This window comes from Clostridium sp. BNL1100 (genome assembly GCF_000244875.1).
Lineage (GTDB): Bacteria > Bacillota > Clostridia > Acetivibrionales > DSM-1351 > Ruminiclostridium.
In genome coordinates this window covers 1,865,001-1,878,248 of record NC_016791.1, presented here as the reverse complement: position 1 = coordinate 1,878,248, position 13,248 = coordinate 1,865,001, and the positions used below count along the sequence as shown (strand labels likewise).

Here is a 13,248-nt window from a genome sequence, read left to right as displayed (position 1 = left end):
ACCATCCCCGAGTCAAGAGTAGTCAAATTAAAATACGTTTTTATTTGATGGGGGGTATATATGATTAAATGGTATGCACTCACCTACTATCAGTAAGTACAAGCTTATGGTTGAAATTAGCTCTAAGATGTTTTTTAAAATTATCACAATTCAAAACAAAAATTTATAAATATACATTCTTCCAAACACTTTATTTATGCGACTTTTTATATTATTTATTTTATATTTTTCTTTGAAATTTACTAAAAATGTATAAATATTTAGTTTAACTTATCTTATATTGTGTTTAATTATTTTATATCTTGCAATCCTTTATATGAAAGTGTTTTAAGGTTTTCTAAATATTAATTGAACATTGATTAATTATGTTTAATTAATATTAGAATATTTTAAAATCTTTAAAACTTTTATCAATGCTTTCCTGGTTTATACCAATATACTTTAAAGTAATTGATGGGCTTGAATGGTTAAATATCTCTTGTAACATTGCAACATCTTTATATTTTTTGTAGTAATGGTACCCAAATGTTTTTCTTAAGGTATGTGTACCTAAATCAGGTATATTAAACTTCTTGCCTATTTCTTTCATAATGAGGTAGGCTTGACATCTACCTAATGGTTTGTTTATTCCTTCCCTACTTGGAATTAAATATTCGTTTTGCTTCTTTCCCTCACAGTAAATATTGATCTCTCTTTTTAATACTGGATTGATGGAAAGGTTCTTCTGTTTATTTGTTTTCTTTTCCCTTATGTTGATGCGATCTTTACCTTTAACATCAGATACCCTGAGTTTTAATATGTCTGATATCCTTAAGCCTGAGTAAATACCTATAAAAAACATGATGAAGTTTCTAGTATTGTTCGCTTTTAAGTAATCAGCTATATTCCTTACAGTTTCCGAGTCCCTTATTGGCTCTACATAATTCATAAATAACACCCCTTTTAATTTTTCTCTTTATATAATCAGAATTAAAATAACTCTGTTGTAATATTAAAAGCCTTCTCGGTATAATGTATTTGGGTATTCCGAGCCGAAAAGGCTCTTTTTTTATATTAGTCTGTAATTTAGTGAAATACCTTCAAACTCAACTATATTCCCCCTACACATTTCAAGGATTCTACCGCCTATAGCCTTATCTACTTGTAGCAATCTCTCACATGACATTTCACTCGAAACAATAATAGGAAACATATTTATATACCTGTGGTTGATTAGCTCAAACATGATGTTTATATCAGTTTCAGAAATTTTCCCCTTGTAAAGGTCGTCTATATATAAAACCGGGGCTTCTTTATATTTTTGAATCTCTTTTTGATAAATAGAATCACCATAGCCATCAGTGGCAACAAAGTGTTGTTTCATTTTTGTTAATACATCTCTATACTGCATATATAAAACGCCTATATTCTGCTTAAGTAGTTCATTTGAAACTGCAATACACAGATGTGTTTTACCTGCTCCTGATTCCCCAAGAAATGCAAGGCTTTCAACTCCGGAGAATTTGTTTGTATAATTTTCTGCTACTCGTTTTGCATTATGTACCTCTCTGGACTTGCCCTCAGTTTTAAAGCTCTCAAAGGTTTTAGTTGTGAATAGCCTTGTTATTCCTGACTTATCATATAAATGCCTGTAGGCATTTGTTTGCTTGCATTTACATTCACGACATGTATTCGTTTCGGCAATATATATAAACTCTGTGTCCTGACATAAATCACACTTATATTGATGTTTGTTTGTTTCCTGCTTCCTGTCCTGCATTTGTTTGTTTGTCTCCACTACTTTCTTCACCTTCCTTTTTATCAGATCCGCTGAAAGATACCGTTTTTATTGGGTAGTCAACCCATTCCTTTTTACTCATAAATGTATTTCCTCCTATGGTTGGCTATGGTACTGTTGAATGTGGGAATTAAAAGCTTGTACTAAATCACTCATGGTAGCTATTGGCACGGAATTAATATAACCGGCATCAGCTGTAAGATATGTTGTTAAACTCTCGTTTGAATTTCTTACACCTATATATGGATTGGAACTATCAGCATAGAATGAAATTCTGCCCTTACCGTTTAAGTCTCTGAGGTTCTGTACACCATTTCCTGATACGATGCCTAGCTCTACCCTCTGATATGGAATACTTCCCGGTGTCGAACTATATGGACTGTCATTGTACAATATCAAAGTACCTGCCTGATTATCAGATACCCCGGATTCAACACCTATTTTGGCATTTAGAAAGCCGTTTATGTCGTATACTTTTAACACTCCACCATAAGAATCCTTATATAACTCAGCTAAGAGCTTTCCGTCATTGGAAACCTGTTGAACTGAAATTCCTTTTAGTATTCCGGCTGTTATCAAGTGGGATTCAATCAAACCTTGCTCTGTACCTTTTGTTAATTCAGTTATTCCAGTTGAAGAAATTTTATATATATCACAAGCTGAGCTGACAGAATTCTCAAACATAGAAACTAATTGAAACGTTCTTTTTAAAAGCTGTAATGAATCAACTTTACCACCTATAATCATAGCCTTATTAACTTGCTGAATCACATTTGCAGCCAGATTATCATTGCTGCTTTTAAGATTAAGATAATTATTGTCGTAATACTCTACAGGTCTAAAATCAAACTCTGACATAAACCCTATTTGTACTGGCCTGCCATTTTTGAAAGTAGCAAGGATAGCTATAATACTACCTATACTTAAGTTTTTAGCCATATCCTTATGCTGTTCATATCCTTCCCGGCATAGCTCCATAACCCTTTGTTCTATTTCATCACAAGAATTATACTGAATAGATAAAAGTTCACTTTTAATTTTTTCCGTGATGGCTGTTAACCCTCCGAGAAATAAAGCCGTACGTTCTCCAAGGATAATTATTTTCTTTTCGTTGTCAGATACTACCCTTTCAAACGTGCCATCCGGCCTATAATAACTTGCCCTTTTGTCTGCTGCCATATATATTCCATCATCAGTTGTCATACACAATCCCATTGTCATATATGTAATACCTCCTTAAATTATTTAGCTAGGAATTTCGATTTATCGAATACAGGAAATTCCTTAACAGTTGCATTGCTAACAGTGCCCTCATTTTTTTTCTTAAGTTCAAATACCCCTTGCCAACCATTTACTATTGACTGATTTAGTATTTGAATTTTAGTTTCATCGTCAGATGCCAGTTTATTGAGTTCAATAATTAATAACTGAACGGCTCTATCAGTCATTGGCTTTCTAATTTTTTTTCTATAGTCTTTAAAATCATCAATAGCACTTTCAAGTGCGGTCTTTGATTTTTTCTTTAACTCTATATCTATATCTTTCTCTATCTCTAACTCTATCTCTGGTGTAGTTTTCCTGTTAGATTTATTGTCAGATTTCTTATTAGATTTTCTGTTAGATTTCTTACATTCTGGTAGTGGTAATATTCCTTTGTCTTGTGCTATTCTTTTCTGATAATCCCTTTGTCTGTCTGCTTCCGTACTGCTTTGACCTATGTAATTTTGAATGTCAAGCATATAAATAGCACCATTATTAAGAATATCTATCAAACCAAAATCTTTAAAAATCTGAATAGCTTTTTCAACCACTCCAACTGGATGCCTTACTACTTGGGAAAGTATAGTTGAGTTATATGGTATTCTGTCATTAAACATCAATTTACCCTCATTTTTAAGGCTTCTTAGATATAATTTCAGAAGGATATTGCTGTATAAATAACCGTCCGGCATTGATTCAAGAATTATCATTTCTTCACTGTCAAAAAAATTTTCTTTAACTTTGAGATAATAGTATTTTTTATTGTCGCTCACTCTCTCACCCCTAATAAATTGCTTACTATTTAAAAGTTCAAACGAGCTTGGCTACATTATTTTTCTTAGTACCCCAGTAGTTTTTGGTTTTTCACTAATGTCAACAGGGTTCAAAAGCCATTCTTCAAACCAATCCACATTAATCAAGTATTTAGCTCCAATTTGTACATACTTAATTCTATTTTCTTTTATAAGCCTTCTTATCATTGTTGGATTTATTGCAGTCTGTGGGTCTTTAGCTTTTGCATCTGCTACCAGCTGATCGACCGTTCTCATTCTTACTTTTTCTAGCATATTAAACCTCCCCTTTTATCTCAAATAAATCATCAAAAGCTTTTCCTAAAGCATCACATATTGCTTTAGCTGTTTTAGGTGTAGTGTTACATTTAGCATTTTCTACATTGGATATTGTAGAATAATGAGTATTTGATTTAATTGCTAATCCCCTTAAGCTAAGCCCTCTTTTGATTCTTAACTCTTTAATTTGCTTTCCCTTTGGCACTATAGTTGTCAATTTAAACACCTCCTTTGTAAATATTTTGTTGATTTTATAATTTTACATCAACGTATTGTTTATATTAATATTATCCACTTTTTATTGATTTGTCAATGTACATATTAACAAAGTGTTGATTTGTGTTTGCTTATGTTGTATAATTTAATTACCATACTAAAAGGAGAAATAAATATATGAGTATTTTTCGTGAGAGATTAAAACTTTTAAAGGAGATATGTGGGAAGACACAAGCTGAAATAGCTAGTGAATTAGAAATAACCCCTCAAACTTTATCTTATTATTTTAATGGTAGAGAACCAAACTATGATATGCTTATAAAACTTGCTAAATATTTTAATGTATCAACTGATTATTTACTTGGAGTAAGTGATCATAAAAATAATGATCAAATTAAGAAAAGAAATGAAAATTATAACAAATTAATTGAATTATTAGAAAATGAGTATGCTTTAAATAGTGAGATTTTCCGATTTATAGATTATATTTATAATCGGTTTAATTTAACTGAAAGAAAATTCATTATCAATAATCTGTTTCAACTTTTAGCATATTATAATTCCGCAATATTACATCTTTCAGAAATAAAACCGCACATAGAGAAAATCTGTTCTGACCTTGAAAAAACTTCAGATAGGTTTAGTTTTATTGGTGATTCTGATAGTTCATACCTCAAAAGTGTTATTGCACAGACATCTATTTATGATGATAAGTCAGCCATGGAGGCTATGATTGAAGGACTTAGTGAAGTTTTAGTGTTGAATGAAAATGAAACAAATAAATAGAAGGGATTAATAATTATGGCTACCGTAACCAAAATAAACGATACCACGTACAAGGTTGAGGTCTTAACTGGGGTCGATTCTAAGGGCAAAAAACTACGTAAATTTGCAACAATAAAGCTTGAAAGTAAACCTAACACTCAAAAAGCGGAAAAAGAGCTACAATCGAAAGTAGCCCTATTTGAAGACCAAGTCAAAAATGGTTTAGTATTGGATAATAAAATAACATTTGCAGCTTACGTTGATAGGTGGATACCTTTGCAGGACTTAGAACCCAAAACACTATACAGATATAAGGAAATGTTAAATACCAGAATAATTCCGGCAATAGGCCATATAAAATTGAAGGAACTTAAACTTTTGCACCTTGAGGAATTTTATAAAAATCTTAAAGAGGATGGAATAAGGCTAGATAATAAATATGTCGCAAAAGATAAATTTATTTCTGCATTAAAAGTTTACAAAAAGCAAGAAATATCAGAAAAGTCTTGTGTAGCTTTAAGAACTATTGAAAGCCTAATTGCCAAAAATCCTGTTTCAGCCAAAACAGCCAATACCTTATGTGATAATCTGGGATTAAAGTTAAATGATTATTTTACTCTTTCAGGTGAACCAAAAGCATTATCAGACAGAACAATACTTCATCATCATAGGCTAATAAGCTCTATCTTAACCCATGCCGTACAATCCCAGGTTATACTTACCAATCCATGTTCCAGAATGAAAGCTCCTAAAACTAAAAATAAGAAAATAAGCTACTATACAGAGGAGCAGACAAAAGATTTACTGGCTGCTCTTGAAACAGAGGATATAAAACATAAAACAATGGTGTTGCTTGACATATTTACCGGGTTACGAATTGGGGAATTAATGGGGTTGACTTGGGATGATGTAGACTTTAAATCATGCATAATAACAGTAAATAAAGCAAGCCAGTACCTTCCTTCACTCGGTATTTTTGAAAAAAGTACTAAAAACGAATCTTCAAATAGAAAAATGACTGTACCTAAGGCAATTATTGAAGCACTTAAGACTTATCGAAAATGGTGGCTTGAACAGCAAGTAAAATGCGGGGATCAATGGATAGAAAATTCTAATCATTTATTTGTAAAATGGAACGGTGAACCGGCATATACTTACGAACTAACTAAATGGTTTCCTGAGTTTCTTTCTAGGCATAACCTACCCCATATTACTCCCCACGGCCTAAGACATACCTGTGCAACACTACTGTCAGCATCAGGACTTCCAATAGCAAGTATAAGCAAAAGGCTAGGCCATTCCCGTACAAGCACGACAATGGATATTTATATTAAAAGCTTGGAAAGCGTTGATAATATGGCTGCTGATTTATTGGAAAAATCATTATTATCAAATAACAAAAAGTTAAAAAAAGGCGAATAATTATTTGAATGATTATATAATTTTTAGGACTAACTTGTTAATAATACATTGTCATAGCAAAATACAGAAATACAGACTATAGCTAACTCCTTAATAATCTGATTCCAGAGTACTAGTATTATATCCTCATCTAAAGACCAGGGTATTCTTAATTTTAAATTAGAATCTCCCTTACCATGAACAATAGAATTCCGGTAATCATATATACCTTTTGCAAGTGATTCAGAATTTTTTTTTAAAATTAATTTGTTTTTTTTAGCTTTCAAGAGTATTTTGTTAATATTAGTCTCTACTAATTCATTTCTTAAAACATAAGTAAGGCATCTCCGCTCTTCTGTTTTATATATATCATTCATTCCCTTTAATAGCTTATCCATATCACTAATATTATCACTTATTATTTTGATGATTTCAGCTTTACGATTAATAAAAAAGAAATATTCTATGACTTTATAAAAATAAAGAAAAACAGTTTCATCTTCGGGATTTGAATAATACCTTTTTATTGCTTCATTAAAGAAATATATCGGCTCAGTATATTTTGAATGCTTAATTACTTTAGATTTAAATTTTTTAATTAAATTCTTATCATACATATATTCAAATGAAGATATATGCCCTAATTGAAATACCCATGGATTATAGTATTCTAATAGAAATAATACCTCCTGCAAATAATCATTTACATTTTCTTCGACAATATTAAATAGTTTTATAGTTTTAACATTATTATCTAAAATCATTATTTTCCTCCAAATATTTAAAAATAACTTTAAACATACTACTTGCATTACTTATCTCAATCTTTTGCTTTCCAATAAAAAATTCACCCAAGTTACCGATATCAATCTGATAATCCCTCTGAATAATAACAAATTCTGCATAGCTATTCTGGAAGAAACCCATGTTTTTATACATCTTAAGCTTGTCATTACCATCTATAAACCCGCAGAGTCGTGAATATTCTAATATGTAATCCTTTAGTGTATTATACCTGTCAATTTTTCTTCCGTATTCTTCTAAACTTTGTGAAAAGAATTTTTGAAAAGAATTATTTACTAATAAGAATTTCTTATTTATTTTTGTATCATGAAATACAATTTTTTCTGAATCAGAATAAAAATTAATGTTTAATAAATTCTCTGATTTCAAAAATTCAAATAACTTTTCATCTAGAAACTGCATAGGTCACCTTCCAATATTTATAATTCTAAAATATATGACAATATAATAATAACACAAATAATTACAGGTAAATATATCCATAGTATAAATTAAATTAAAAATAAATTGATTAGTTAGTATACTAATTCAACTCTTTTCTAGCGGAATTTTAGCGGAATAAGTTATCAAATTCCGCTAAAACTTATAAAAAGTTATAAAACACCAATTCCACAAAACGTGCTTATATCAACGATTATATGATTTTATAAAAACTTATATAAAGCTCTGGCACGCACTCCAAAACCGTCGGCTGCGGGTTCAAGTCCTGTCTCCCCTGCCAAAAGGAAACACTTAGAAGATTTATTCTTCTAAGTGTTTTTTTATTATTATAGACAACATAAAAGCTCAGTACTGTAAAAGTACTAGGCTTTTAGTATTTATTTGCATAATTCTTAATTTTTTATACTGGGAAATATTGAAGATTAATACTGTATACTTCAAACTCTCCTTGCCTCCGGAGGCCAAATAAATTTGTGAATTTGAAGGCTCAACCTCACATTTAATTTGTATTCCTCAAAGTAGGCATTATTTTCTTTTAACATATTAACTATTTCAATACTATCCAGTTTCCCAAAAACAGTCGAGAAATTAATAGTAACGCCTGTTTGAGATAGAATATTTCTATGTTCTTTAATAGATTCAAATGTGAATTCTAAATCTCTCCGACTTCCAACTATAAATTTAATTTCTGACATCTAAAGCATAGTTTAGCTTTAAAAAGTTAGTATCTTCTACAAAATCATTTAATACGGTATCACTTACAATTGGCAGCTTCCGTTAGTCCAATTCTTACCTTAAATCCTTTTGAAGCTAGATATAAAGGAAGCTACCTCTTGACTTTATCTAATTCAAGAGGCTCTCCGCCAGTGCACAAAACATTCTTGCAATTATAGTTGTCTAGTTTATTAACAATTTCATTTGTTTTAACTACTTGAATACCATTTCCAAACTCGTTGTGACATACTTAGTATCACAATAATCACACCTCAAATTACAGCCAGCCACCCATACAAATGTCATAACTGCACCTGCAGATATACCCTCGCCGGAAACACTGTTAAAATAGCTGTACATTCATATTATACCTCTCTGATAACTTCAGCAAAGCTAGTCGTAGTTTCCCATATTTTTACTTTATCAACCACAATATCACTACCGACTAGTTCTTGAGTCAGATCATCAAAAAAACTTGCTGCCATTCCTCAGCAGTAGGTCTATATTTAACTGTTGCAACTTTTTTGCCGCTACTCTTTAATAATTCTGCTATCTGACGTTCTACAGAATCATTCGTATCGCACCAGAAAAGGCTCAATTATTTTTCTCTGAACTATTTCTTTAAGGTCAGAAAAGTCCATTACCATTCCGTCTGAGTGAAGAGTGTCTTCAAGTACTCCTTTATTTTTTCTCGATATCTGAACCTGCATTCTATATGTATGACCAGTAGGTTACTGCACAAGCCTCTGTGGTTTGATAACATGTGCGCCATATCCTAAGAAAATTCTTCAGTTATTGATATTTTCCCAATCATTTCTCTCCTAACTTTAACATAATATCATATGTCCAATCCTTCACCTAAAGCCCTTTATATTTTATCGGGTCTTTTTCTCCGGCCTCTCTAAATGCCTTTAATCTCAGAGAACAACTGTCACATGTCCCGCAAGCCAATTCTTCACCACGATAGCATGTCCATGTAAGACTATAATCTACTCCTAATTTAATACCTAACTTTATCTCATCTGATTTAGTCATACATACCAGAGGAGCATGAATTTTGATTTTTTTACCTTTTTCTACAGCACATACTGTACCAAAGTTAATAGCATTTTCCATAGCATCAATAAACTCTTGTCTGCAATCTACATATCCCGAATAGTCAACTTCACTTACCCCGATAAATATATCCTGAGCACCGATTACCTCTGCGTATGATGCTGCAAAGGATAAGAATATCATATTTCGTGCAGGAACATACGTTATTGGAATTTTATCCTTATTTATGTTGCTATCGGGTACACTAATATTAGTGTCTGTCAGTGCAGACCCACCCCATGCATTCATATTTGTATTGACAATAATATGTTCTTTAACGCCAGCTTTTTCTGAAATTATCTTGGCGTATTCAATCTCTTTATAATGCCTCTGTCCATAATTAAAAGATATAGCATATACTTCGTATCCTTCAGATTTTGCTATGTATAAAGCTGTTGTGGAGTCCATACCTCCTGATAATAAAACTACTGCCTTTTTCAACATTACCAAACCCTTTCATATTTTTAGCTGCAATACCAATAATTTACCATTTATATGTATTAATTTCAAATTTAATTTCCATAATCATTGCTATTAACTATAATTTATGTATATTCCGAGTTAACAGTTTAAAGAATTTATGAAAAATAGGCCACCTCAATTAAATTTTTCTCTGTATTACTTTGTTACACGACATCTCGTACCAGAAGAAAAATAATTAAAATGACCATATTTCAAAAAAAAGATATTAAATTTTTTTGATAATTTGGAATACTCTTGATTTTAAGTAAATGGCTAATTTTTTCTGTTTACGGTAGTAAAGCTAGAATCTGTCACGTCTCTACTTGAATATTATGCTTGTCGGGATATTTTTTGCAGGACACAAAAGGACAAGGTTATGGAAGGTCAAGTGAACATAACTATACTAATACTACCTATCCAAATTTTAATTTCTGGATGTCTATACTACCGTAAAACAAGAAAAATTTTTGTTGCGAGGAGGATGTCATTCTAAGATTGATTAAACTTAATCATCGAACAGAAATGAAAACTACAAAAACTATTATAGCACTGAAAGTCCCATAAATCAATAGTTTTGGCAAATTTTATATCATATCTTATATTTTACAATTAATTTTATTTTTTGACATAATACTTGATTATTCACAATTAAATATTATTTATTTACATAATTCGCATTGTATTTTTATAAAAACTCCATGCCACCACTATTTGCTATATATAATTTTCCTCTTTTAGATCTTGAAGCACTAGTAAACATAAATTAATTTTTTCGCACTTTTCTCTGCATCAAACCTTGCGTGGGATTTATCGAACACGGCTTTCCGATAATCTTTAGCCAGACTTACACTGGCACGATGCTCGTACAACAAAAAAAAACCTCAAGCTATGAGCTTGAGGTTTTCATATAAATCTGGCAGAGACCTACTTTCCCGGGCCGTTTCCAGCCAAGTATTATCGGCACTGAGATGCTTAACTGCCGTGTTCGGTATGGGAACGGGTGTGGCCATCTCGTCATTTCCACCAGAAGATTTATTAGGTACTTTTGTACCTTCAGAACTGATTAATGTTATCCTTTAAAAAGATGTGAAGCTCTCTCATTGTCTAGTTTTAAGACCTTCTACTTTTGAATACCTGTTTTCTTTGGGTCAAACCCTCGACCTATTAGTATCAGTCAGCTTAACACATTACTATGCTTACACTCCTGACCTATCAACCATGTAGTCTACATGGGGTCTTACCTATTGCTAGTGGGATATCTCATCTTGAGGTGGGTTTCACGCTTAGATGCCTTCAGCGTTTATCCCTGCCGAACTTGGCTACCCAGCTGTGCCATTGGTATGACAACTGGTGCACTAGAGGTTCGTCCATCCCGGTCCTCTCGTACTAAGGACAGATCCTCTCAAATATCCTGCGCCCGCGACAGATAGGGACCGAACTGTCTCACGACGTTCTGAACCCAGCTCGCGTACCGCTTTAATTGGCGAACAGCCAAACCCTTGGAACCTGCTACAGCTCCAGGATGCGATGAGCCGACATCGAGGTGCCAAACCTCCCCGTCGATGTGGACTCTTGGGGGAGATAAGCCTGTTATCCCCAGGGTAGCTTTTATCCGTTGAGCGATGGCAATTCCACTTTCATACCACCGGATCACTAAGCCCTACTTTCGTACCTGCTCGAGGTGTCTCTCTCGCAGTCAGGCTACCTTATGCCTTTGCACTCGTTGCGCGATTTCCAACCGCGCTGAGGTAACCTTTGGACGCCTCCGTTACTCTTTGGGAGGCGACCGCCCCAGTCAAACTGCCCACCTGACAGTGTCCCTAGACCAGCTTATGGTCTCAGGTTAGAGTTCCAGTACTTTTAGAGTGGTATCCCAACGTCGACTCCATGATGGCTGGCGCCACCACTTCTCAGTCTCCCACCTATCCTGTACAAAAAATACCGAAACCCAATATCAAGCTACAGTGAAGCTCCATGGGGTCTTTCCGTCTAGTCGCGGGTAACTTGCATCTTCACAAGTACTACAATTTCGCCGGGTACGTTGTTGAGACAGTGCCCAAGTCATTACGCCATTCGTGCGGGTCAGAACTTACCTGACAAGGAATTTCGCTACCTTAGGACCGTTATAGTTACGGCCGCCGTTTACTGGGGCTTAAGTTCATGCCTTCGCTTGCGCTAAGCAATTCCCGTAACCTTCCAGCACCGGGCAGGCGTCAGCCCCTATACTTCATCTTTCGATTTAGCAGAGACCTGTGTTTTTGATAAACAGTTGCTTGGGCCTATTCTCTGCGGCCTCAATCTCTTGAGGCACCCCTTTTCGCTAACTTACGGGGTCAATTTGCCGAGTTCCTTAACAACGCTTCTCCCGCTCGTCTTAGGATTCTCTCCTCACCTACCTGTGTCGGTTTGCGGTACTGGTACCTTTAATCTGGATAGTGGTTTTTCTCGTCAGTGTGGAATCTGTCACTTCGGTACTTGTTTTCCCTCCGCATCACGTCTTCGAAACATCCGGCGGATTTGCCTACCGGACTATCTACCTCGCTTGCACGATCTTTTCCAGCTGATCGCTTGACTTATCCTCCTGCGTCCCCACCTCTCTCATATCGATTAACGGTAGTACAGGAATTTCAACCTGTTGTCCATCACTTACGCCTTTCGGCCTCAGCTTAGGTCCAGACTTACCCTGGGCGGACGAACCTTCCCCAGGAAACCTTAGGTTTTCGACGGTAAAGATTCTCACTTTACTCTCGCTACTTATTCCGGCATTCTCACTACTGCTTCGTCCACAAGTCCTTTCGATCTTGCTTCAACCTACAACAGTAAGCTCCCCTACCACCCTCGTACATCCAATACTACTGCTAACGGCACAAGTTTAGCTGTGGGAATTTGACGAAATGTTTTGAATCATTTTTGATATGTTACATTTCGTGAAATTACCTCATCGCTTCTTAATTTATTTAGCAATACTATTGGATGTACGCTGATCCATAGCTTCGGTACACAGTTTAGCCCCGGTAATTTTCGGCGCAGGCTCACTCGACTAGTGAGCTATTACGCACTCTTTGAATGAGTGGCTGCTTCTAAGCCAACATCCTAGTTGTCTTAGCAAGCCCACATCCTTTTCCACTTAACTGTGATTTTGGGACCTTAGCTGATGGTCTGGGCTGTTTCCCTTTTGACCATGGGACTTATCTCTCATAGTCTGACTCCCAAGTAACATCATTACGGCATTCGGAGTTTGAT

General features: G+C 34.2%; 14 protein-coding genes and 2 rRNA genes (1 of these 16 cut by a window edge). 2 read left to right on the top strand and 14 right to left on the bottom strand.

Features of this window, described 5'->3' with window-relative positions; all coding sequences use genetic code 11:
- Positions 1-379 precede the first annotated feature (379 nt).
- The 7 genes from CLO1100_RS07795 to CLO1100_RS07770 form a co-directional block, all read right to left on the bottom strand.
- Positions 380-928 (bottom strand): site-specific integrase, encoded by a 549-nt coding sequence (locus CLO1100_RS07795; protein WP_014313210.1) that lies wholly within the window; start codon positions 926-928, stop codon positions 380-382.
- A gap of 120 nt (positions 929-1,048) precedes the next feature.
- Positions 1,049-1,759 (bottom strand): ATP-binding protein, encoded by a 711-nt coding sequence (locus CLO1100_RS07790; protein WP_014313209.1) that lies wholly within the window; start codon positions 1,757-1,759, stop codon positions 1,049-1,051.
- Positions 1,719-1,859: a hypothetical protein gene (locus CLO1100_RS20765; RefSeq protein ID WP_014313208.1), complete on the bottom strand. Its 141-nt coding sequence runs from the start codon at positions 1,857-1,859 to the stop codon at positions 1,719-1,721. The genes CLO1100_RS07790 and CLO1100_RS20765 overlap by 41 nt, the downstream gene beginning before the upstream one ends.
- A gap of 14 nt (positions 1,860-1,873) precedes the next feature.
- Complete coding sequence (locus tag CLO1100_RS07785) at positions 1,874-2,998, bottom strand: hypothetical protein (RefSeq protein WP_014313207.1); 1,125 nt, start codon at positions 2,996-2,998, stop codon at positions 1,874-1,876.
- A gap of 20 nt (positions 2,999-3,018) precedes the next feature.
- Positions 3,019-3,810 (bottom strand): phage replisome organizer N-terminal domain-containing protein, encoded by a 792-nt coding sequence (locus CLO1100_RS07780; protein WP_014313206.1) that lies wholly within the window; start codon positions 3,808-3,810, stop codon positions 3,019-3,021.
- 51 nt (positions 3,811-3,861) lie between these two features.
- Positions 3,862-4,104: a helix-turn-helix domain-containing protein gene (locus tag CLO1100_RS07775; protein ID WP_014313205.1), complete on the bottom strand. Its 243-nt coding sequence runs from the start codon at positions 4,102-4,104 to the stop codon at positions 3,862-3,864.
- Between the two features lies 1 nt (position 4,105).
- Positions 4,106-4,324 (bottom strand): helix-turn-helix transcriptional regulator, encoded by a 219-nt coding sequence (locus tag CLO1100_RS07770; protein WP_014313204.1) that lies wholly within the window; start codon positions 4,322-4,324, stop codon positions 4,106-4,108.
- Between the two features lie 176 nt (positions 4,325-4,500).
- On the opposite strand from CLO1100_RS07770, the gene CLO1100_RS19980 reads away from it, so the two are divergent.
- Positions 4,501-5,109, top strand: a complete 609-nt coding sequence (locus CLO1100_RS19980) for a helix-turn-helix transcriptional regulator (RefSeq protein WP_014313203.1) — start codon at positions 4,501-4,503, stop codon at positions 5,107-5,109.
- 15 nt (positions 5,110-5,124) lie between these two features.
- The gene (locus tag CLO1100_RS19975) at positions 5,125-6,510 is read left to right on the top strand and encodes a site-specific integrase (protein ID WP_014313202.1); all 1,386 of its coding nucleotides are present in this window, start codon (positions 5,125-5,127) and stop codon (positions 6,508-6,510) included.
- Between the two features lie 29 nt (positions 6,511-6,539).
- On the opposite strand, the gene CLO1100_RS07755 is transcribed toward CLO1100_RS19975, so the two are convergent.
- The 7 genes from CLO1100_RS07755 to CLO1100_RS07725 all read right to left on the bottom strand — a co-directional run.
- Entirely contained in the window at positions 6,540-7,253 is a 714-nt protein-coding gene (locus CLO1100_RS07755; RefSeq protein ID WP_014313201.1) for a hypothetical protein, read from the bottom strand.
- Positions 7,240-7,695 (bottom strand): hypothetical protein, encoded by a 456-nt coding sequence (locus CLO1100_RS07750; protein WP_014313200.1) that lies wholly within the window; start codon positions 7,693-7,695, stop codon positions 7,240-7,242. Before CLO1100_RS07750 ends, CLO1100_RS07755 begins: the two co-directional genes overlap by 14 nt.
- 966 nt (positions 7,696-8,661) lie before the next feature.
- A complete protein-coding gene (locus tag CLO1100_RS21015) occupies positions 8,662-8,808 on the bottom strand; it encodes a hypothetical protein (RefSeq protein WP_242836706.1) in 147 nt (48 codons plus the stop codon).
- Positions 8,809-9,017: 209 nt separating this feature from the next.
- On the bottom strand, positions 9,018-9,158 hold the full coding sequence (locus CLO1100_RS21010) for a hypothetical protein (RefSeq protein WP_242836705.1): 141 nt from the start codon (positions 9,156-9,158) through the stop codon (positions 9,018-9,020).
- A gap of 148 nt (positions 9,159-9,306) precedes the next feature.
- Complete coding sequence (gene queC, locus CLO1100_RS07735) at positions 9,307-9,984, bottom strand: 7-cyano-7-deazaguanine synthase QueC (RefSeq protein ID WP_041700402.1); 678 nt, start codon at positions 9,982-9,984, stop codon at positions 9,307-9,309.
- 932 nt (positions 9,985-10,916) lie between these two features.
- Positions 10,917-11,033, bottom strand: a 5S ribosomal RNA gene (gene rrf, locus CLO1100_RS07730).
- A 116-nt stretch (positions 11,034-11,149) separates the two neighbouring features.
- Positions 11,150-13,248, bottom strand: a 23S ribosomal RNA gene (locus CLO1100_RS07725) (it continues 953 nt past the right edge of the window).

What these genes read in the sequence shown, in the direction of transcription:
- CLO1100_RS20765 (WP_014313208.1), bottom strand. Translation starts at nt 1,859, where the DNA reads ATGAGTAAAAAGGAATGGGTTGACTACCCAATAAAAACGGTATCTTTC.
- CLO1100_RS07755 (WP_014313201.1), bottom strand. Translation starts at nt 7,253, where the DNA reads ATGATTTTAGATAATAATGTTAAAACTATAAAACTATTTAATATTGTC.
- CLO1100_RS19975 (WP_014313202.1), top strand. Translation starts at nt 5,125, where the DNA reads ATGGCTACCGTAACCAAAATAAACGATACCACGTACAAGGTTGAGGTC.
- CLO1100_RS07750 (WP_014313200.1), bottom strand. Translation starts at nt 7,695, where the DNA reads ATGCAGTTTCTAGATGAAAAGTTATTTGAATTTTTGAAATCAGAGAAT.
- CLO1100_RS21010 (WP_242836705.1), bottom strand. Translation starts at nt 9,158, where the DNA reads ATGCAGGTTCAGATATCGAGAAAAAATAAAGGAGTACTTGAAGACACT.
- CLO1100_RS19980 (WP_014313203.1), top strand. Translation starts at nt 4,501, where the DNA reads ATGAGTATTTTTCGTGAGAGATTAAAACTTTTAAAGGAGATATGTGGG.
- CLO1100_RS07790 (WP_014313209.1), bottom strand. Translation starts at nt 1,759, where the DNA reads ATGCAGGACAGGAAGCAGGAAACAAACAAACATCAATATAAGTGTGAT.
- CLO1100_RS07785 (WP_014313207.1), bottom strand. Translation starts at nt 2,998, where the DNA reads ATGACAATGGGATTGTGTATGACAACTGATGATGGAATATATATGGCA.
- CLO1100_RS07775 (WP_014313205.1), bottom strand. Translation starts at nt 4,104, where the DNA reads ATGCTAGAAAAAGTAAGAATGAGAACGGTCGATCAGCTGGTAGCAGAT.
- CLO1100_RS07795 (WP_014313210.1), bottom strand. Translation starts at nt 928, where the DNA reads ATGAATTATGTAGAGCCAATAAGGGACTCGGAAACTGTAAGGAATATA.
- CLO1100_RS21015 (WP_242836706.1), bottom strand. Translation starts at nt 8,808, where the DNA reads ATGTACAGCTATTTTAACAGTGTTTCCGGCGAGGGTATATCTGCAGGT.